The following is a 19,651-nucleotide window of genomic DNA, read 5'->3' on the forward strand; positions in this document are numbered from 1 at the left end:
ACACGGATCCCACCCGGAGAATCTGCTACCGGACGGACCGACGGGGCCGGGGTGGGCCGGCACCGCCGGAGAACCGCCCGTCGGGGCGGCTCAGAGCGCGACGACCGCGGCCGTCTCCGGCGGCAACTCCAGCCCGTCGCGCATCACCGTGACACCGGTTCCGGTGGCCAGCAGGACGCCGCGCACCACGCCGGGGGTGCTGATCCGCTGCGCTCGGTCGGCGAGGTTCGCCGCCACCAGGGTCCGGCCCCGACGGACCAGCAGGAACCGGTCGCCGTGGCGGACCTCGACGGTGTCCAGCCGGGGGTCGGAAAGGTCGGCCCGGCTCTTGCGCAGCGCGATCAGCCGCCGGTGGAAGTCGTACATCTCGCGGTGTTCGGGTTTGTCCAGCTCGGCCCAGTCCAGCCGGGACCGCAGGAAGGTCTGCCGGTCCTGCGGGTCGGGCACGTCCGGGCCCGACCAGCCGTGCGCGGCGAACTCCCGCCGCCGACCGGCGGCCACGGCGGTGGCCAGTTCCGGCTCCGGGTGGCTGGTGAAGTACTGCCACGGGGTGCTGGCGGCCCACTCCTCACCCATGAACAGCATCGGGGTGAACGGCGCGGTGAACAGCAGGGTCGCACCGACCCGCAGCAGCGCCGGGGAGAGGGTCGCGGAGATCCGGTCCCCGGTGGCCCGGTTGCCGATCTGGTCGTGGTTCTGCAGGTACGCCACCAGCCGGTGACCGGGGGTACGCTGCCGGTCCACCGGCCGACCGTGGTGGCGGTTGCGGAAGCTCGACCAGCCGCCGGCGTGGTAGAAACCGCCGGTCAGCACCTCGGCGAGGCACTCCAGGGAGCCGAAGTCAGCGTAGTAGCCCTGCCGCTCGCCGGTGAGCAGGGTGTGCAGCGCGTGGTGGGCGTCGTCGTTCCACTGGGCGTGCAGTCCGAAGCCGCCGGCCTCCCGGGGGGTGATCAGCCGGGGGTCGTTGAGGTCGGACTCGGCGATCAGCGACAACGGTCGGCCCAGGTGGGTGGCGAGGGTCTCCACCTCGACGGCCAGCTCCTCCAACAGCGGGACGGCCCGGGTGTCGGGCATCGCGTGCACCGCGTCCAGGCGCAGCCCGTCGACGTGGTAGTCCCGCAGCCACATCGTCACGCTGTCGACGACGTAGCGGCGCACCTCGTCGGAGTGCGGGCCGTCGAGGTTGACCGTCCGCCCCCAGGGGGTGTCCTGCGCGCTGAGGTACGGCGCGAACATCGGCGCGTAGGCCCCGGAGGGCCCGAAATGGTTGTAGACGACGTCGAGGATCACCCCCAGTCCCTTGCGGTGGCAGGCGTCGACGAAGCGTTTCAGCCCGTCCGGGCCGCCGTACGGCTCGTGCGGGGTGTACCAGCAGGCCCCGTCGTAGCCCCAGTTGTGCTCGCCGTTGAAGGCGTTGACCGGCAGCAGCTCGACCAGGTCCACCCCAAGGTCGACCAGGTGGTCGAGACGGTCGACGGCAGCGTCGAAGGTGCCCTCCGGGGTGAAGGTGCCCACGTGCAGCTCGTACAGCACGCTGCCGGGCAGCTGCCGGCCGGTCCAGGACCGGTCGGTCCAGCTGAACGCGGCGTGGTCGTAGCGGCGGCTCGGGCCGTGCACCCCGGCCGGCTGCCAGGCCGAACGGGGATCGGGCAGCTCCTGGTCGGAGTCGTCGAGCAGGAACACGTAGTCGGTGCCCGGCCCGGCCTGCGGCACCCGCGCGTGCCACCAGCCGGAGTCCGCCCGGGTCATCCGGTGGTCCTCACCCGCGCCGGTCAGCCGCAGTCGCACCCGGGCGGCCGCCGGCGCCCACACCCTGAACTCGGTCACGAAGCAGCCTCCACGGAGTCGCTGGGCACCAGCAGTGCGACGGGGAAGGTGGTGAGCAGATCGGTGAGTGACACCTGCGGGTCACTGTAGACCCGTCCGGTGAACAGCTCCGTCATCTCGTGAACGGGAAGCGTCAGGGATGTGTCGCCCCAGCCGCCGGCCCGGGCCAGACCCAGCGGCAACCGGGTGGCCACCGCCACCGCGCCACCGGTGTCGAAGGCGACCGCGTGCGCCGTCGCCCGGCCGGTCGCCGGCACCGGCCGGTAGCCACCGAACAGCTCCGGGTGGTCCCGCCGCAGCCGCAGCGTCCGGGAGACCACCAGCAGCTTCGCCGCGCCCTCGGCGTCGACCGCGGGCCGCCAGCCGCCGTCGAGACGGGCCAGCAACTCCCGGCGTACGGCGAAGTCGACCGGCCGGCGGTTGTCCGGGTCGACCAGGGAGTTGTCCCACAGCTCGGTGCCCTGGTACGTGTCGGGCACCCCGGGCATGGCCAGCTGCACCAGCTTCTGGCCCAGCGAGTTCGACCAGCCGGCCGGGGTGATCTCGGTGGCGAAGGCGGTCAGCTCGGCGTGCAGCGTCGGATCGTCGTACATCCGGTCCACCAGGGCGTGCATGGCGTCCTCGAAGCCGGCGTCGGGCTCGGCCCAGCTGGTGGCCACCGACGCCTCCCGGGCGGCCTTCTCGGCGTAGGCGTGCAGCCGGTCGCGCTCGATCGGCCAGGCGCCGACGGCGGTCTGCCAGAGCAGGTGCGCGAAGGCCGGGTCGGGCAGCGGCGCGGCGGCCGTCCAGGCCTCGACCCGCTCCGCCCAGCGCCCCGGCAGCTCGGACAGGACGGCCAACCGGGCCCGGACGTCCTCGCCGCGCTTGGTGTCGTGGGTGGCCAACGTGGTCATGCTGGCCGGCCAACGGGCCTGCCGGGCGGCGACAAAACGGTGGAACTCCGCCGGGGCCACCCCGAAGTGGGCGGGGGTGCCCCCCACCTCGTTGAGCGCGACGAACCGGCTCCACCGGTAGTAGGCGGTGTCCTCCACACCCTTGGCCATCACCGCCCCGGTCAGCTGCGGGAAGCGCCTGGCGAGTTCGTCGCCCGGTTCGCGCAGCCGGCGGGTGACCGCGTCCAGCGCACCGGCCAGGTCGGGCCGGCGGCGACCGGCCTCGGCGCGGGCCGCCGCCAGGTGCCGGGCGCCCTGCGGCGGGTAGCCCCGGTAGACCGGGAAGCAGGCGGCCAGCTCGGCCAGGGCCGCCCGGGCCACCTCCGGCGCCAGCTCGGGAAGCAGCGCGGCCAGCCGGGTCAGCTCGGTGGCCAGCAGCCGGGTGGCCGCCTCCCACTTGGTGTCGTGGGTGAGGTCCTGCCAGGAGGTGTGCCGGCCGGTGAGACGGGTGTCCAGCGCGGTGAAGTGCCCCTCGGCGCTACCGTCGACGAAGAGACCGCAGACCGGGGCGAGGGCGTCGTAGCCGGTGGTGCCGTCGATCGGCCAGTCCGGCAGCTCCTCGCCGTACTCCAGGATCTTCTCCACGATCAGCCAGGCGTCGCCGGCGGCCTCGCGCAACCGGGCCAGGTAACCGGCCGGGTCTCGCAGCCCGTCGGGGTGGTCGACCCGGATCCCGTCGACCTCACCGGCGGCCACCCACCGCAGCACCTCGGCGTGGGTGGCGGCGAAGACCTCCGGGTCCTCCACCCGCAGTCCGGCCAGGTCGCTGACGGCGAAGAACCGCCGGTAGGTCAGGTCGGTGTCGCCCCGCCGCCAGGAGACCAGCTCGTAGTGCTGCCGGTCGTGGACCTCGGCGGGGGTGCCCTCGCCGGTGCCGTCGGCGATCGGGAACCGGTGCTCGTGGTAGCGCAGCTCCCCGTCGACCAGCTTCAGGTCGTCGGGCGCCGCCGGGTCGTCGGCCAGCACCGGCAGCAGCAGCCGGCCCCGTGCCCAGTCGATGTCGAACCAGGGCGCGTACGCCGAGGAGCGGCCCCGGCGCAGCACGTCCCACCAGGCGGGGTTGGCCGCCGGCCGGGCCACCCCGACATGGTTGGGCACGATGTCCACCACCAGGCCGAGCCCGGCGGCCCGTAGCGCCCGGACCAGCCGTACCCGGGCCGCCTCGCCACCGAGTTCCGGGTTGACCGCCCGGTGGTCGACCACGTCGTAGCCGTGTGCCGAGCCGGGGGTGGCGGTCAGCAACGGGGCGCTGTAGAGGTGGGTGACACCGAGGTCAGCCAGGTAGTCGACCAGGCCGGCGGTGGTGTCGAGGTCGAAGCCGGGGCGGACCTGCACCCGGTAGGTGGCCCCGACCCGACCGGGGGCGGGGCGGTCGTCGTGGGTCACCGGGCCGTCCTCTCCAGCACCAGCAGGGAGCGGTCCGGCACGCAGAGCACGCCGCCCGCCTCGACCGTCGTCGTCTTCTCCGGATCCGGTTCGGCCGTGTTGATCACCAGGTCCCAGCGTTGGCCGAAGTCGGTGCCGGGCAGGGTGAAGTCCAGCGGGGCGTCGTGGGCGTTGAAGCAGAGGATGAACGAGGTGTCGTCGTGGCGCTGGCCGTACTGGCCGCGCTCGGTGAGCCCGTCGCCGTTGACGAAGAGCATCACCGAGCGGCCGAAGTCGTTGCCCCAGTCCTCGCCGGTCATCTCCCGCCCGTCCGGGGTGTACCAGCCCAGGTCGGGCAGGGGCTCGCCGGCGCCCCGGGTGCGCACCAGCCGGCCGTCGAAGAAGCGGCGCCGGCGGAAGACCGGGTGCTGGGCGCGGAACGCGGTGAGCCGTTGGACGAAGGCCAGCAGGTCGGTGTCGACGGCCGACCAGTCCACCCAGGCCAGCTCGCTGTCCTGGCAGTACGCGTTGTTGTTGCCGTGCTGGGTCCGGGCCAGCTCGTCGCCGTGCCCGATCATCGGCACGCCCTGGGACAGGATCAGCGTGGCCAGGAAGTTGCGGCGCTGCCGGGCCCGCAGGGCCAGCACCCCCTCGTCCTCGGTGGGGCCCTCGACCCCGCAGTTCCAGGACCGGTTGTGGCTCTCGCCGTCGCGGTTGTCCTCGCCGTTGGCCTCGTTGTGCTTGTCGTTGTACGACACCAGGTCGTTGAGGGTGAACCCGTCGTGGCAGGTGACGAAGTTGATGCTGTGGAACGGCTTGCGCCCGTCGTCCTGGTAGAGGTCGGCCGAGCCGGAGATCCGGGAGGCGAACTCGGCCAGGGTGGCCGGCTCACCCCGCCAGAAGTCCCGGACGGTGTCGCGGTACTTGCCGTTCCACTCGGTCCACACCGGCGGGAAGTTGCCTACCTGGTATCCACCGGGGCCGACGTCCCACGGCTCGGCGATCAGCTTGACCTGGCTGACGATCGGGTCCTGCTGGACCACCTCGAAGAAGGTGGAGAGGCGGTCGACCTCGTAGAACTCGCGGGCCAGGGTGGCGGCCAGGTCGAAGCGGAAGCCGTCGACGTGCATCTCGGTGACCCAGTACCGCAGCGAGTCCATGATCAGCTGCAGCGAGTGCGGGCTGCGCACGTTGAGGCTGTTGCCGGTGCCGGTGTAGTCGACGTAGTAGCGGCGGTCGGACTCGCTCAGCCGGTAGTAGCTGGGGTTGTCCACGCCCTTGAAGCTCAGCGTCGGGCCCAGGTGGTTGCCCTCGGCGGTGTGGTTGTAGACCACGTCGAGGATCACCTCGATGCCCGCCGCGTGCAGCGCCTTGACCATCCCCCGGAACTCCTGCACCTGCTGACCCAGCCGACCCAGCGCCGAGTAGCCGTGGTGCGGGGCGAAGAAGCCGATGGTGTTGTAGCCCCAGTAGTTGCGCAGGCCCAGGTCGGCCAGGCGGTGGTCGTGCACGAACTCGTGCACCGGCATCAGCTCGACGGCGGTGACCCCGAGCTGCTTGAAATAGTCGATCATGGCGGGGGTGCCGAGCGCCGCGTACGTGCCGCGCATCTCCTCGGGCACGCCGGGGTGGCGCATGGTCAACCCGCGCACGTGTGCCTCGTAGATCACCGAACGGTGGTACGGGATGCGGGGCGGCTTGTCGTTGCTCCAGTCGAAGTACGGGTTGACCACCACGGACTTGGGCATGAACGGCGCGGAATCGGTCTCCGACATCCGGTCCGGCTCACCCAGCACGTAGTCGTAGACCGCCGGATCCCAGCTGATCTCGCCGTCGACCGCCTTGGCGTACGGGTCGATCAGCAGCTTGTGCGGGTTGCAGCGGACCCCGTTCGCCGGGTCGTACGGCCCGTGCACCCGGTAGCCGTACCGCTGCCCCGGCTCGATGCCCGGGATGTAGGCGTGCCAGACGTAGGCGTCCACCTCGCGCAGGCGGACCCGACGCTCCGCGCCGGTGTCCCACTCGTCGAACAGGCACAACTCGATCGACTCGGCCACCTCCGAGAAGATCGCGAAGTTGGTGCCCATCCCGTCGTAGGTGGCTCCCAGGGGATAGCGCTCGCCCGGCCAGACCAGCATGTTGCTCCTTCAGCCACATGATCGAAGCGTCACGGCGGGGACCGCCGGAACGCACGCCGGTTATGCCCTGCGCCCGCACCCGCCAATCCACCCGTTCGGCCGATTCGGCGAAATCCACCCACCCGGTACCGGAAGGTGTCCTGCGTCACCTTCGCCCCCCTGGAGATGCGGTATGCCCCCGGATGCCTTTTCCTGTTCGCGGGGCCGTCACGCGCGCGTGCCATGATCGACCCCACCGCACACCCCACCACTTCCTGTTCCGCCGTCGACGATGACGGCGCGTGCCACCATGCCCTCGGATGGAGACAATGTGACGACCTTGCGGGTCGGCGAGCACCTCGCACACGCCGTGGACCGGTCCTGCCGGCCCACCCTGACCTCCCGCACCCAGCCCCCCGCCGCGTCCGGCGCGGGGCCCCGCAAGCGCCGCATCCTGATGCTCTCCTGGGAGTACCCGCCGGTCCTCGTCGGTGGTCTCGGCCGACACGTGCACGCGCTGTCCATCGCGCTGGTCGCCGCCGGGCACGACGTCACCGTGGTCACCCGGCACACCGAGGGCGCGCCCATCGAGGAGTACGCCGACGGGGTACGCATCGTGCGCGCCGCCGAGGACCCGGTCACCTTCCCACTGGCCACCAGCAGCCTGCTGGCCTGGACGATGGCCTTCAACCACACCCTGACCCGGGCCGCCCTGCGCGCCACCGAAGCCGACAGCTACGACGTCATCCACGCCCACGACTGGCTCGTCGCGCACACCGCGATGACGCTGCGCGACCACCTGGACATCCCCCTGGTGAGCACGATCCACGCCACCGAGGCCGGCCGGCACCAGGGCTGGCTGCCCGAGGAGATGAACCGCACCATCCACGGCGTCGAGCAGTGGCTCAGCGGGGAGTCGAACCGGGTGATCGTCTGCTCCGGGTACATGCGCGACGAGGTGGGCGCGCTGTTCGGGGTGGGCACCGACCGGGTCGACGTGGTGCCCAACGGCGTCGAGCCGCACCGCTGGCGGGTGCCGACCTCGGCGGTCACCTCGGCGCGGACCCGGTTCGCCGGTGACGGTCCACTGGTGACCTTCGCCGGTCGCCTGGTCTACGAGAAGGGCGTGCAGCACCTGGTCGCCGGGCTGCCCCGGCTGCGCGAACGCCACCCGGGGCTGCGGGTGGTCATCGCCGGGGACGGGCCGTACAAGCCGGCCCTGGAGGCCGAGGTGCACCGGCTGGGTCTGGGCGGCGCGGTCACCATGCCGGGCTTCCTCGGCGGCACCGACCTGCCGGCGTTGATGGCCGCCTCGGACTGCTTCGCGGTGCCGAGCATCTACGAGCCGTTCGGCATGGTGGCCCTGGAGGGGGCCGCCGCCGGGGCGCCGCTGGCCGTGGCCGCCACCGGTGGGCTGGCCGAGATCGTCGAACCCGGTGTCACCGGGATGACGTTCGCCCCGCAGGACCCCGACGGGCTGGTCGAGGCGGTGCACGCCCTGCTCTCGGACACCGAGCGGTCCCGCACCCTGGCCCGCCGGGCCCGCCGGATGGTGCACGAGCAGTACGGCTGGCCGGCCATCGCGCAGCGGACCGCGACCAGCTACGCCACCGCGATCGCGCAGTCCGCGGCGTTCACCGCCGCCCGCGCCGAAGCCCGGATGACGCGTGGCCGGTCGGCCGTCGCGGTGCCCGAGGGCAACCTGCTCGCCGCCGCCGGCCTGCGCTGATCCGTCCACGATCCCCCGGGGCCGCTTCCCCGGGGGATCGCCCGCGCCGGCCTACGAGCGGGCGTGTCAGCCAGGTTATGTTGCGGTCACGATCTTCCGTTTGCACTGTTCGGAGCCGGTCTCCATCGGACAGACTCGCAGGGATCACGGCGGGCCGGTCCGAGGAGAGACACGATTGCGGGTGCTTCTGGTAGAAGACGACCTGCGCGTGGCGTCGGCCCTCTCCGCCGCACTGCGCCGCCGGGGATACGAGGTCGTCCAGGCCATGACGGCGGCGGAGGCGGTCCAGGCGGGTCCGGTCGACCTCGTCCTGCTCGACCTCACCCTGCCCGACCGCGACGGCATCGAGGTGTGCCGGCGGCTGCGCCAGCACGACGAGGGAGTGGCCATCATCGCGGTCACCGCCCGCGCCGAGGAACGCGACCGGGTGGCCGGGCTACGCGCCGGCGCCGACGACTACGTGGTGAAGCCGTACTCGATGGTGGAGTTGCAGGCCCGCATCGAGGCGGTGATGCGCCGGGCGGCGCGCACCCCCCGGCCGACGAACGCCCTGCAGGTCGGCAGCCTGCGCATCGACGTCGACGCCCGGCGGGTCTGGGTGGCCGACCGGGAGGTCGGCCTGGCCCGTAAGGAGTTCGACCTGCTGCTGGCCCTGGCCCGGCAGGCCGGCACGGTGGTGCCCCGCGACCGGCTGCAACTGGACGTCTGGCAGACCACCTGGGCCACCAGTCACACCCTCGACGTCCACGTCGCCGCCCTGCGCGGCAAGCTCGACACCGTCGGTCTGGTGGAGACCGTGCGCGGGGTGGGCTACCGGTTACGCGCCGGCTGACGCCGCCGCCGCGCAAATCTCAGGGGATCCTCAAGAATCGCAGGCCAACGGCGTGGGCCGGGTCGGCGGGCGGTGTGCTGTCGGTACCCCAGCCACCCCTCCTGTTTGGAGTTCCATGAGATACAGACGGACCACGGCCGGTGTCTTCTCCGCGCTGCTCGCCGCCACCCTCGCGGCCACGGCGGTGCCCGCCCAGGCCCAGGGCGGCCCGGCGCTCGCCGCCTGGCAGCAGGCGGAGCCGAACCAGGTTCAGGGCCTCACGGTCGTGCAGGGCGACGGGTACGCGACGTTGTCCTGGACCGCGCTCGCCGGCGCCAGCGACTACCAGATCGAACGCACCCCGCTGGCCGCCGACGGCACCGCCGCCGGCCCGGCGGTGATCTCCGGCGTCTGGCGTCCGAACCGTCAGATCAACAACACCTCGCCGACCTTCGCCGACGCCGGTTTCGCCCCCGGCACCCGGTGGCAGTGGCGGGTGCGGGCCCGCGTCGGCACCGACCCGCAGCCGTACTCGGCCCCGGTGGCCGACACCACCCGCGCCCACTGGGGCGCACCGGACACCCCCGGCCAGAACCTGCGCACCCAGTGGGAGAACACCCTCGGCGCGCAGTACACCAGCGACGTCGACGAGTACGCCTACACCGCGGCGCTCGACGCGCTCAGCGACCGGGTCCGGGTCGTGGAGATCGGCCGCACCATCGGCAACCGGCCGATCAACATGTTCGTCATCGGCTACCCCACCCCGCCGGCCACCCCGGCGGCGGTGGCCGCGACGAACCCGCTGATGGTCAACTGCAACGTGCACGGCAACGAGCCCGGTGACCGCGAGGCCTGCCTGATCATGGCCCGGCAGCTCGCCTTCACCGACGACGCCGCCACCCTCGACCGGCTGTCCAAGACCACCATGCTGATCGTGCCCACCCTCAACGGCGACGGACGCGCGGCCAACAGCCGTGGCAACTCCACCGGTCAGGACCTGAACCGGGACTACTCGCTGATCCGCCAGCCGGAGACCCGGGCCTTCGTCGAGATGGTCCGGGACTACCGGCCGATCGCCGGCTACGACGGCCACGAGTACGGCAACTCCAACACCGGTGACCTGCCGATGCTGCCGCCACGCCACCAGAACGTGGCCAAGGGCATCTTCGACGAGTCGCAGCACATGATCGAGGGCCACATGTACACCGAGGGGGCCAAGGACGGCTGGTGGGCCTGCCCGTACGGCTGCACCGGGGCCAACGTGGGGCTGGGCGAGGAGACCATCCTGCGCAACACCCTGGGGCTGAAGAACGTGGTCAACTCGCTGCTGGAGCTGCGCAGCTCCGGTGGCCCGACCCGGCCCGACGAGGGCAACACGGCCAACAACCGCCGGCGCAAGACGTACTCGGCGCTCTGGACGTTCCACCAGTTCCTGACCTACCACAACGCCAACCTGACGAAGATCACCACGGCGCGGGCGGAGGCGATCACCTCCCAGGCCGCCAACGCCGGCCGGATCGTCTTCCGGGGCTCCCGCCCGATCGAGGCCTACCCGGCCCCGCACCCGGGTGAGAACCCGCCGCCGCTGGACGCCCCCACCCCGGAGCGGATCCTCGAGCAGGCGCCCTGCGCGTACCGGTTGACCGAGGAGCAGTACCTCGGGGCGCGTACCGACGGGCCGGAGGGCGGGCGTACCACCGTGGCGCAGCGGCTCGCCGCGCACGGCTGGCAGGTCGTCAAGGTCGGCGACGAGTACCTGGTGCCGCTGACCCAGCCGGAGCGGGGCCTGGTGCCGCTGCTGCTCGACGGGCAGGCCGTCGAGGGCCTGGTCGCCGGGGAGCGGGTCAACCCGAACCTGACCGGCACCCGCAACGGCCCGCTGACGGTCACCGGCGTGACCTGCGTCGACGGCGCCACCCTGCGGGGCCCCGTCCGGGTCCAGCCGGGTGCGGTCCTGATCGTCACCGGCACCTCGATCAACGGTCCGGTCGACGCCACCGGCGCCGCCGGGGTCTTCCTGACCGGCAGCACCGTCAACGGCCCGGTCCGGGTCGTCGGCACCCGGGGCCCGGTCTCCGTGGTCGGCACCCGGGTCAGCGGCCCGGTCGACGTGGTCAACAACGCCGGCAGCGCGCCGCTGCTGGCCGGCAACACCGTCAACGGCCCGCTGAGCTGCACCGGCAACGCCGTACCGCCGGTCAACCTGGAGGTCGCCAACGCGGTGTCGGGTCCGAAGTCCGCGCAGTGCTCGCGCCTGTGAGCCACTGACCCCGATCCGCCGTACCGGCAGGTCGGCCCCGCGCCGGCCTGCCGGTACCCCCTCGTGAGTGGAGAAGACCGTGTCCGACACCGTAACCGCGCGGCTACGGCCGACGTCGCCACTGGGGTGGCCCGCGACCGGGTCCGGGATCGTCCGCCGGCGGCGGGTGCTGACCGGGGCGACACTGGCCATGCTGATCGCCCTCACCGGGTGTACCGGCTCGACCGGGCCGGAGCCGGCCCAAGGCCCGGCGCAGACCGTCCCCGTCGCGGTCGCCGGTCCGCTCTGCGACGCGCTGCCTTCGGGCACCGAACCGGGCAACCCGAACTCGCTGGCGGGACAGACCCCCGACCAGGCGCTCACCTGGATCCCGGTGCTCACCACCTTCGAGGCGGCGGTGCGGGCCACCGGGCTGGCCGCCGAGTTGGCACCCGCCGGAGGCGTGACCATCCTCGCCCCGACCGACGACGCCTTCCGCGCCAAGTTCTCCACCGACAACGTGGACGAGTTGCTGCTCAAGAAGACCGACACGCTTCGCGACCTGCTGCGGGAGCACGTGGTCACCGGCGCGCACTCGGCGGCCGAACTGGCCACCGCCGGCACCGTGACCACCCTGACCGGCAGCACCCTCACGGTCACCGCCGCCGGGGCCGGGGCCCGGGTGGCCGACCGGGCGGAGACGGTCTGCGCCGACTACCGGGCCGCCGGGGCCCGCATCCACGTCGTCGACGCGGTGCTGGGTAACCTGCCGGACACCGCCCACGAGGAGGAACACCACCACTGAGGTCCGGCCCGTCGACAGCGTACGGCCGCCGCCCCGCGCTCCGGGACGGCGGCCGTACGGCCCAGCGGTGGCCGGGTGGTCAGCGCTGCGTGGCGGGTACGTAGTCCCGCTCGGGGGCGCCGGTGTAGAGCTGACGCGGACGGCCGATCTTGGTCTCCGGGTCACCGAGCATCTCGCGGTACTGTGCGATCCAGCCGGGCAGCCGGCCCAGGGCGAACAGCACGGTGAACATCTTCGTCGGGAAGCCCATCGCCTTGTAGATCAGACCGGTGTAGAAGTCCACGTTCGGGTAGAGCCGGCGGGACACGAAGAAGTCGTCGGCGAGCGCGATCTCCTCCAGCTGCATCGCGATGTCCAGCAGCGGGTCCGGCTTGTTCATCCGGCCGAGCACGTCCTGGGCGGCCTTCTTGACAATGGCGGCCCGCGGGTCGTAGTTCTTGTAGACCCGGTGGCCGAAGCCCATCAGCTTGACGCCCTCCTCCTTGTCCTTGACCTTGCGGACGAAGGACTGGACGTCGCCGCCGGAGGCCTGGATCTTCTCCAGCATCTCCAGCACGGCCTGGTTCGCCCCGCCGTGCAACGGCCCGAACAGCGCGTTCACCCCGGCCGAGACCGAGGCGAACAGGTTGGCGTTGCTGGAGCCGACCAGCCGCACGGTCGACGTGGAGCAGTTCTGCTCGTGGTCGGCGTGCAGGATGAACAGCATGTCCAGCACCTTGGCCATCACCGGGTCGACCTCGAAGGGCTCCGCCGGCACGCCGAAGGTCATCCGCAGGAAGTTCTCCACGTAGCCCAGGGAGTTCTCCGGGTACAGCAGCGGCTGCCCGATCGACTTCTTGTAGGCGTACGAGGCGATCGTCGGGACCTTGGCCATCAGCCGGACCGTGGACATCTCCACGTGCTCGGCGTCGAACGGGTCCAGGCTGTCCTGGTAGAAGGTGGAGATCGCGCTGACCGCCGAGGAGAGCACGGCCATCGGGTGCGCGTCGCGGGGGAAGCCGTCGAAGAAGCGACGCATCTCCTCGTGCAGCAGCGAGTGCCGCTGGATGCGCTGGCTGAACTCGGCGAGCTGCGTCTCGCTGGGCAGCTCGCCGTAGATGAGCAGGTACGAGACCTCCAGGAAGGAGGACTTCTCGGCCAGTTGGTCGATCGGGTAACCCCGGTACCGCAGGATGCCCGCGTCACCGTCGATGTAGGTGATCGCGGAGGAGCAGGATGCGGTGTTGACGAAACCGGGGTCGTAGGTGACCAGACCGGTTTCCTTCAGCAGCTTGCTCACCCCGACACCCGGGGGGCCCTCGACCGCGCTCTGCACCGGCATCGACAGCTGCCCACCGGGGTGATCGAGCTTGACTTCCGTCATGTGGTTCCTCGCTTCGCCGGCAGATCTACGTTGAATTGCCTTCGCTTTTACCGTAAACGCGGTGGTGGAGATACCGCTCGGCGTGGATTGCGGGTGAGGTATGCGTCACCCGATTCCCGACCGGTAGGATCGGGAAACCTGTGCCCGCCGGAGCTGGGCGGACGCGAAAGCCCTCGGGTACCCGGTCTGCGGCCGGAAAACCTCCGGCGCCGCGCACGACGGCCCCGGGGGCGGGCGGTACGAGTCGGTGAGCGGCCCGAGGGCCGGACGGTCAGCCGGTGGGCGGGCCGGCCGGACGGTCAGCCGGTGGGCGGCTCAGGACAGGGCGAGACGGCGCAGCGCGCCGTCCGCGGCCACCCGGTAGATGTCCAGCCGGTTGGCACCGGGCCGGAAGAACCGGTCGTCGGTGACGAAGGCGGCGAACCGGCGTCCCCGCAGGTCCGGCGGCACGACCGGGACGACCGCGCCGATCCGGCCATTGACGGCCACCGCGAGCAGGGTGCCGTCCGGCACCGAGGCGGGCACGGTCCCGGTGACCAGGGCCGGCAACGCGCCGGTGTCCGGGTCGACCGCGTCGAAGGCGGCCAACCGGTCCACCCGGGCGGTGCCCTCGGTCGGCCGGTCGCCGACGGTGGTACCGGTCGGCCGGTCGCCGACGGTGGTGCCGACCAGCGGGTGGACGGCCGGCTCGGGTGGCGGTTTCGGCACGCCGCCGGGGATGGTCACCGGCTGGGCGGGGCGGTCGTAGAAGCTCTTCTCGGCCTGCGCGCGGGGCTCCTGCCGGGCAGAACGGCCGTCGACCTGCCAGGGGATCCGGATCCGGACCTCGTCGGCGATGGTCGGCAACAGGTCCACGTGCTGCCAGTTGCGGTCGTCGACCCGACCGGCCCGCTGGCCGGGTTCCTTGACGAACAGCGGCACCCCGGCGACCTGCCCCGGCTCGGCCTCGATCGCGCCCATCCCCCGGCCCTGCGCCCCGGCGGTGAAACTCACCCCGTGGTCGGCGGTGACCACCAGCAGAGCCTGGTCGTAGAGTCCCCGCTCGCGCAGGGTACGTAGCGTCTCGCCGATCAGCCGGTCGGTGTAGCCGAGCTGGGCCAGGTGCCGTCGCCGGGCCAGGTCCACCCAGCCCGTGCCGTCGTTGGGCAGGTCCTCGGGTGCCTCGTAGCGGGCGCCCGACGGCAGGTACACCCACGGCGAGTGCGGCATCAGCAGGTGCAGGAAGTGCAGGGTTGGCCGGTCGGTGGGGCGCAGACCGGCCAGGAAGTCGGTGAACCGGGCCGGCTGGCTGTCGTTGAGCTTGTCCCAGCGGAACCGGGGGTCCGCCGGCACCGCCTCGGCCGCGTCCAGGTCGACCGCGGCCCGGGTCGGCTCCCGGTACGAGTCCTCCGGGTCGACCCGGCTCTCCACCGGGGAGGCGATCCGGCCGAGCAGCCCGACGCTCTCCCGGACCAGCACCCCGAGCCCCTGCTCCGGACGGACCGGCTGCTCACACCGGCTGGGCGGGCAGAGCCGGGTGATGCTCTCCTGGGCGCGGATGTCGTAGAAGTCGCCGAGGGCGGTGAAGAGGTTGTCCGGGTACTGCGAGTAGTGCGGCGCGACCGGCTCGGCCGGGTACCGCCCGGTGAGCATCGCCGGCAGCGCGTACGGCGTCCAGCCGCTGACCCCGCTGGCCGCGCGGTACCAGGTCGAGCCCTGGGCCAGCTCGGCGAAGTGCGGATACCGGGCGGCGTCGATCCGCCCGTCCGGGCCGAGCAGCGACACCAGCGGGAACTCGTCCAGGACCAGCAGCACCACCGGTGGCCGGGGTCCGGTGCCGTGACCCACCCCGGCCGCCCCGCCGGGGCCGCGCGGCAGCAGCACCGCCGAGGTGGGCGAGACGAGCGCGAAGAGCGTGACGAAGACCAGCGGCCCGACCGCGGCCACCCGCAGCACCCGACCCGGTGCGGCGAAGCGGCGGTGGACGTACCCGCAAAGGATGCCCACGCCGACCGCGGCGGCCAGCAGCGGTACGCCCCGCAGCCCGGTGAGGTGCCGGCCGACCTGGACGGCCAGCGCGGCCACCAGCAGGGCGACCAGCAGGGTGTGCACCGCCGCGCGGACCCGCCGGCCGGCCAGCCGGCTCACCCCGCCCAGCACTGCCACCGCGACGGTCGGCAGCAGGGCGATCAGGGCCACCAGGGCCGCCACGTCGGCGGCGGTGGCCCCGTGGAAGAGGAAGAAGTCCGGGCTGCGCCCCAGCACGTCCAGCAGCGGCTGGGTGACCACCAGCCCGACCAGGGCCACCACCTCCAGCAGGCGACGCAGCTCGGCCCGCCACCGGGCCGGTGCGGGCGCCGACGCGGGTGCGTCGACCGCTGACGGCTCAGCCGCGACGACCGGCTCAGCCACCCACGGCCACCTGGTACAGGGTCCGGGTGCCCGAGGGCAGGTCGAGCTGCCGTTCGAGGCGGAAACGGCTGGTCAGCAGCGCCTCGAAGGTTTCCCGTCGGTAGTCGGGGAAGAGCCCGTCGGGTTTGTTGGCAAGCAACCGACGGGCCATCGGGTCACCGGGGTGGACGAACTCCACCACCAGCCGACCACCCGGGGCGCAACAGTCGGCGAGCCAGTCGAGCACCGCCGGCAGCGGGACGTTGCGCCCGAGCGCCAGGTGGTGCACCACGGCCAGGGCGAGCACGACGTTCGCGGCGGCCCGCGCGGCGAAGCCGGCCCGTTCCACGCCCCGCCAGCCGCCGCCGGGCGAGGGGTCGGCCAGGTCCATCACCAGCGGCAGGATCCGCCGCTCGTCGTCGGCGCGCAGCGCCCGGTAGAGGGTGTCGACGACCTCGGGGTCCTGCTCGACGGCGACCACGTAGTCGGCGTGCCGGGCGGCGACCCGGGCGTACCGGCCGTCGTTGGCGCCCAGGTCGAGCACCAGCCGGGGCCGGCCGGCGGCGGTCAGCGCCGTCTCGACGAAGCGTTCCTTGCCGGCCCGGTCGGCGTCGGTGTAGCCGCAGGTGCGCTGGTAGTGCGCCCAGTGGCTGGCCGTCGGCGGGCGGTCGAGCCGGCGGACCAGTCGCTGCAGGCCGCGCACGGTGGCCAGCGCCAGGTCCCGGGAGTAGCCGGCGGCGCGCAGCTGGGCCCGGACGTCGCTGGTGCTCGACGCGGCGTTGCGGGCCTGCATCGCGCCGTGCAGGTGCACGTGGGTCGGCACGCCCGGCAGCAGCCGACGGGTGCCGGTGAACAGCCGACGCATCTGCTCCGGCTCGACGCCGTCGACCTGGGCGCGCAGCAGGGGCCGGAAGTCCCACCCGAGGTGGGCGGTGAGCAGCAGCGGGTAGAGCAGGGTCTGGCAGAACTGCCGGTACCCGGCCCAGGGCTCACCGTCGCGGACCGGCTCGAAGGAGCCGACGTCGATGAAGACCGGCCCGGCCCCCTGGAACTGGAGGTTGTAGGCCGAGCCGTCCTTGGTGGTGAAACCCGCCGGCAGCGCGCGTAGCAGGATCTCCAGGTGCAGCAGCGCGGCGTCGCGCAGCATGGCCGACGACCACTCGTACGGGTGGGAGACGAACGGGATGCGCTCGTGCCTCAGCACCGCCGCCCACCGGTGGCCGTCCGGCACCCGGGTCGGGTCGACGGCCTCGGTGCCGCAGACCTTGCCCTCGGCCAGCAGGGTCGGGAAGAAGTCGGTGGCGGCCAGCGCGTGCCAGTGCCGCGCCGACTGGGCGTCCAGCCCACGCAGCACCTGAGCGCCGGCGTGGAAGACCTGGTTGCCGGGGTCACGGAAGGACGCGGGCTCTATGCGGGCCAGGGGTTCGGAGATCGCCATCGGCGGTGCCGCCCGGCTCAGTTCTGGTCGGTGCGCTGCCGGCGGAACCGGGCGACCAGTCGTCGCCAGTAGAGCTTGGTCGCCACCGCCACACCGGCGGCCCCACCAACCACCGCCTGCACGATCAGGCTGCCGGAACCCGCATCCAGGTAGGCCAGGTCGATCACCGGCCGCTCCCTTCCCTCGCCGTTGCGTCGCGCCGACGCCCGCCACTCCACCAACGTGAGCAAATTTTCCGTTTTGGTGAAGGTCATGTCTCTTTGACACCGTACGCGAAGGTTCGGCCGCCGGGGGCGACACCGCTGACCTGACCCCGGTCCGTTTCGTTCAAGACCACCGGCGACCCGGGCACCTAGCCTCGAAGCCATGACGCCTCGACTCGACCTGGTCGGCACGGTGGCCACCGACATGGCCCGCACTCTGGACTTCTACCGGCGCCTCGGCCTGGACATCCCGGCCGGCGCGGAGACCGAACCGCACGTGGAGGTCACCCTGGCCAACGGCCTGCGACTGGCCTGGGACACGCCGGAGGTAATCCGGTCGTTCGATCCCGACTGGTCCCCGGGCGGCGGGGCCAGCCTGGCCTTCCGCTGCGACAGCCCGGCCGAGGTGGACCGGTGGTACGCCGAGCTGACCGCCGCCGGCTACGACGGGCACCTGCCGCCCTGGGACGCCCACTGGGGCCAGCGCTACGCCGTCCTGCGCGACCCCACCGGCACCCCGGTCGACCTCTTCGCTGCCCTGCCCACCCCCTGACCTCCACCCGACTCTGGGGAGATCTGTGGTCGCCAGGACGACAACAGATCTCCCCACACCGCGCTGTCAGGTGTTGAGCAGGGCCTGGGGTGGCAGGCCGGCAAGGTCGCGCACGTCGCGGGTCAGGTGGGCCTGGTCGGCGTACCCGCTGCGGGCCGCCACCTCGGCCAACGGGGTGCCGCACCGGGCCAGGGCCAGGGCCCGGCGCATCCGCAGGATCCGGGCGAGGGTCTTCGGGCCGTACCCGAACCACGCCTGACACCGGCGGCGCAGGAGTCGCGGACCGAGCCCCACCTCGGCGGCGGTCGCGGTCACGCTGGCACCCCTGGCCAGCCGGGCGGACCCCGCTGAGCCACGGACCACCCTCGGCACACGCGCTGCCGGTCCGGCCGCACCGCCGCTACGCGGTGGCGGTGGGCTCGGGCAGACGTACCCGGAACTCGGTGTGACCCGGCCGGCTGGTCACCTCGACCGTGCCGTGGTGGGCCTCCACCACCGCGGCCACGATAGCCAGGCCGAGGCCGGTGCTGCCATGGGCCCGGGAGCGGGAGCTGTCGCCCCGGGCGAACCGCTCGAAGACCTCGGGCTGCAGCTCCGGCGGGACACCCGGCCCGTCGTCGGTGACGCTGAGCCACACCGCACCGGGCGCCGGGTGGAGCCGGGTGACGACCGTGGTGCCGGGCGGGGTGTGCACCCGGGCGTTGGCGAGCAGGTTCGCCACCACCTGGTGCAGCCGGGCGGCGTCGCCGCGCACCGTCACCGCCTCGTCGGGCAGGTCGAGCTGCCAGCGGTGCCCGCCGCCGGCGACGTGCGCGTCGCTGACCGCGTCGACGACCAGGGCGCTCAGGTCGACCGGCTCGGTCGCCAGCGGGCGGCCGGAGTCGAGCCGGGCCAGCAGCAGCAGGTCGTCGACGAGACGGGTCATCCGGGTGCTTTCCGACTCGACCCGGCGCAGCGCGTGCGCCACGTCGGGCGGCACCTGGTCCCGGCCCCGTCGGGCCAGTTCCGCGTACCCGCGGATCGCCGCGAGGGGGGTACGCAGCTCGTGGCTGGCGTCGGCGACGAACTGGCGTACCCGGGTCTCGCTGGCCTGCCGGGCGGCGAGCGCGGCGGCGACGTGTCCGAGCATCCGGTTGAGCGCGGCACCTACCTGGCCGACCTCGGTGCGCGCATCGGTGTCGGCCGCCGGTACCCGCACCGACAGCGCCACCTCCCCCCGGTCCAACGGCAGCTCGGTGACGCGGCTCGCGGTGGCCGCCACCCGGCGCAGCGGACGCAGGGTGGCCCGCACGATCAACGCCCCGACGCTGCCGGCGATCAACAGCCCCAGGCAGACCAGCCCGACCTGGGCGACCACGATCGACCTGACGGTCTCCTGCATCCCGGCCAGGGGCACCCCGAAGGCGCGTACGTCGCCGTCGGGCAGCGGGCGGGCGACCACCCGGTAGTCACCCAGCTCGCCCAGGTGCCGGCTGCGGGGGCGCCCGTCGGTCGGCAGGTCGACCAGAGCGGACAGCTCGGCGACCGGCACCGCCTGCTCGGTACGGTCCCGGTCGAGCGTGGCCGCCCCCACCACCCGGTCGGCCGAGACGTGGACCACCACGGTGCCGGGCGGGAATCCGGGCGGGATCCGCAGCTGGTCCCACCGCCAGCCGGGCGGCTGGGGTTCCCGACCGGCCGGCCACCGCCCTTCCGGCGCCAGTTGTTCGTCGATCTGAGCGATCAGCACCTGCCGCAGCGCCACCGTGGTGATCGCCCCGATACCGACGCTCACCAGCGCCAGCAGCATCACCACGGTGGCCACCAACCGAGCCCGCAACGACACCGTGGAAAGGAAGGGCCCCCTGTTAACGCCTTTGGTAGAGAGGGGTACCCCGCTCACCGGCGGATCCGCTGGGG

13 protein-coding genes and 1 pseudogene are annotated in these 19,651 nt (G+C 72.8%); 5 read left to right on the plus strand and 9 right to left on the minus strand.

Features of this window, described 5'->3' with window-relative positions; genetic code table 11:
- Window positions 1-90: 90 nt before the first annotated feature.
- From treZ to glgX, 3 genes are read right to left on the minus strand one after another with little or no spacing between them, the layout of a single operon-like run.
- The gene (gene treZ, locus GA0070617_RS17025) at window positions 91-1,827 is read right to left on the minus strand and encodes a malto-oligosyltrehalose trehalohydrolase (RefSeq protein WP_091438981.1); all 1,737 of its coding nucleotides are present in this window, start codon (window positions 1,825-1,827) and stop codon (window positions 91-93) included.
- Entirely contained in the window at window positions 1,824-4,145 is a 2,322-nt protein-coding gene (treY, locus tag GA0070617_RS17030) for a malto-oligosyltrehalose synthase (protein WP_091438984.1), read from the minus strand. Before treY ends, treZ begins: the two co-directional genes overlap by 4 nt.
- Entirely contained in the window at window positions 4,142-6,262 is a 2,121-nt protein-coding gene (gene glgX, locus GA0070617_RS17035; protein ID WP_091438988.1) for a glycogen debranching protein GlgX, read from the minus strand. The genes treY and glgX overlap by 4 nt, the downstream gene beginning before the upstream one ends.
- Window positions 6,263-6,572: 310 nt before the next feature.
- Here glgX and GA0070617_RS17040 point away from each other — a divergent pair, with 310 nt between their 5' ends.
- From GA0070617_RS17040 to GA0070617_RS17055, 4 genes are all read left to right on the plus strand, one after another.
- A complete protein-coding gene (locus GA0070617_RS17040) occupies window positions 6,573-7,970 on the plus strand; it encodes a glycosyltransferase family 4 protein (protein WP_091438992.1) in 1,398 nt (465 codons plus the stop codon).
- A 175-nt stretch (window positions 7,971-8,145) separates the two neighbouring features.
- Window positions 8,146-8,802 carry a response regulator transcription factor gene (locus tag GA0070617_RS17045; RefSeq protein WP_091438995.1) on the plus strand — a complete coding sequence of 219 codons (657 nt, stop codon included), beginning with the start codon at window positions 8,146-8,148 and terminating at the stop codon, window positions 8,800-8,802.
- 115 nt (window positions 8,803-8,917) lie between these two features.
- Window positions 8,918-11,041 carry a M14 family zinc carboxypeptidase gene (locus GA0070617_RS17050; RefSeq protein ID WP_091438999.1) on the plus strand — a complete coding sequence of 708 codons (2,124 nt, stop codon included), beginning with the start codon at window positions 8,918-8,920 and terminating at the stop codon, window positions 11,039-11,041.
- 79 nt (window positions 11,042-11,120) lie between these two features.
- Window positions 11,121-11,825 carry a fasciclin domain-containing protein gene (locus tag GA0070617_RS17055; RefSeq protein ID WP_139135687.1) on the plus strand — a complete coding sequence of 235 codons (705 nt, stop codon included), beginning with the start codon at window positions 11,121-11,123 and terminating at the stop codon, window positions 11,823-11,825.
- A 79-nt stretch (window positions 11,826-11,904) separates the two neighbouring features.
- Here GA0070617_RS17055 and GA0070617_RS17060 read toward each other — a convergent pair whose 3' ends face one another.
- The 4 genes from GA0070617_RS17060 to GA0070617_RS17075 form a co-directional block, all read right to left on the minus strand.
- Window positions 11,905-13,188: a citrate synthase gene (locus GA0070617_RS17060; protein WP_091439006.1), complete on the minus strand. Its 1,284-nt coding sequence runs from the start codon at window positions 13,186-13,188 to the stop codon at window positions 11,905-11,907.
- 315 nt (window positions 13,189-13,503) lie between these two features.
- Window positions 13,504-15,579, minus strand: a complete 2,076-nt coding sequence (locus GA0070617_RS17065) for a sulfatase-like hydrolase/transferase (protein WP_091439010.1) — start codon at window positions 15,577-15,579, stop codon at window positions 13,504-13,506.
- On the minus strand, window positions 15,572-16,996 hold the full coding sequence (locus GA0070617_RS17070) for a methyltransferase domain-containing protein (RefSeq protein ID WP_091439013.1): 1,425 nt from the start codon (window positions 16,994-16,996) through the stop codon (window positions 15,572-15,574). Before GA0070617_RS17070 ends, GA0070617_RS17065 begins: the two co-directional genes overlap by 8 nt.
- 17 nt (window positions 16,997-17,013) lie before the next feature.
- Window positions 17,014-17,250 carry a hypothetical protein gene (locus GA0070617_RS17075; protein ID WP_139135688.1) on the minus strand — a complete coding sequence of 79 codons (237 nt, stop codon included), beginning with the start codon at window positions 17,248-17,250 and terminating at the stop codon, window positions 17,014-17,016.
- A 112-nt stretch (window positions 17,251-17,362) separates the two neighbouring features.
- Here GA0070617_RS17075 and GA0070617_RS17080 point away from each other — a divergent pair, with 112 nt between their 5' ends.
- A complete protein-coding gene (locus GA0070617_RS17080) occupies window positions 17,363-17,752 on the plus strand; it encodes a VOC family protein (protein WP_091439018.1) in 390 nt (129 codons plus the stop codon).
- Window positions 17,753-17,818: 66 nt separating this feature from the next.
- On the opposite strand, the pseudogene GA0070617_RS17085 reads toward GA0070617_RS17080, so the two are convergent.
- Together GA0070617_RS17085 and GA0070617_RS17090 are read right to left on the minus strand one after the other, a co-directional pair.
- Window positions 17,819-18,100, minus strand: a pseudogene (locus GA0070617_RS17085) (helix-turn-helix domain-containing protein); the annotation flags it as partial.
- A gap of 52 nt (window positions 18,101-18,152) precedes the next feature.
- Window positions 18,153-19,541: a sensor histidine kinase gene (locus tag GA0070617_RS17090; protein ID WP_091446560.1), complete on the minus strand. Its 1,389-nt coding sequence runs from the start codon at window positions 19,539-19,541 to the stop codon at window positions 18,153-18,155.
- Between the last annotated feature and the right edge of the window lie 110 nt (window positions 19,542-19,651).

Origin of the sequence: Micromonospora yangpuensis, assembly GCF_900091615.1 — a bacterium.
Classification (GTDB): domain Bacteria; phylum Actinomycetota; class Actinomycetes; order Mycobacteriales; family Micromonosporaceae; genus Micromonospora; species Micromonospora yangpuensis.

Coding starts and splice junctions, on each gene's coding strand:
- glgX (WP_091438988.1), bottom strand. CDS start 6,262: ATGCTGGTCTGGCCGGGCGAGCGCTATCCCCTGGGAGCCACCTACGAC.
- GA0070617_RS17050 (WP_091438999.1), top strand. CDS start 8,918: ATGAGATACAGACGGACCACGGCCGGTGTCTTCTCCGCGCTGCTCGCC.
- GA0070617_RS17060 (WP_091439006.1), bottom strand. CDS start 13,188: ATGACGGAAGTCAAGCTCGATCACCCCGGTGGGCAGCTGTCGATGCCG.
- GA0070617_RS17070 (WP_091439013.1), bottom strand. CDS start 16,996: ATGGCGATCTCCGAACCCCTGGCCCGCATAGAGCCCGCGTCCTTCCGT.
- GA0070617_RS17075 (WP_139135688.1), bottom strand. CDS start 17,250: ATGACCTTCACCAAAACGGAAAATTTGCTCACGTTGGTGGAGTGGCGG.
- GA0070617_RS17080 (WP_091439018.1), top strand. CDS start 17,363: ATGACGCCTCGACTCGACCTGGTCGGCACGGTGGCCACCGACATGGCC.
- GA0070617_RS17090 (WP_091446560.1), bottom strand. CDS start 19,541: ATGCTGCTGGCGCTGGTGAGCGTCGGTATCGGGGCGATCACCACGGTG.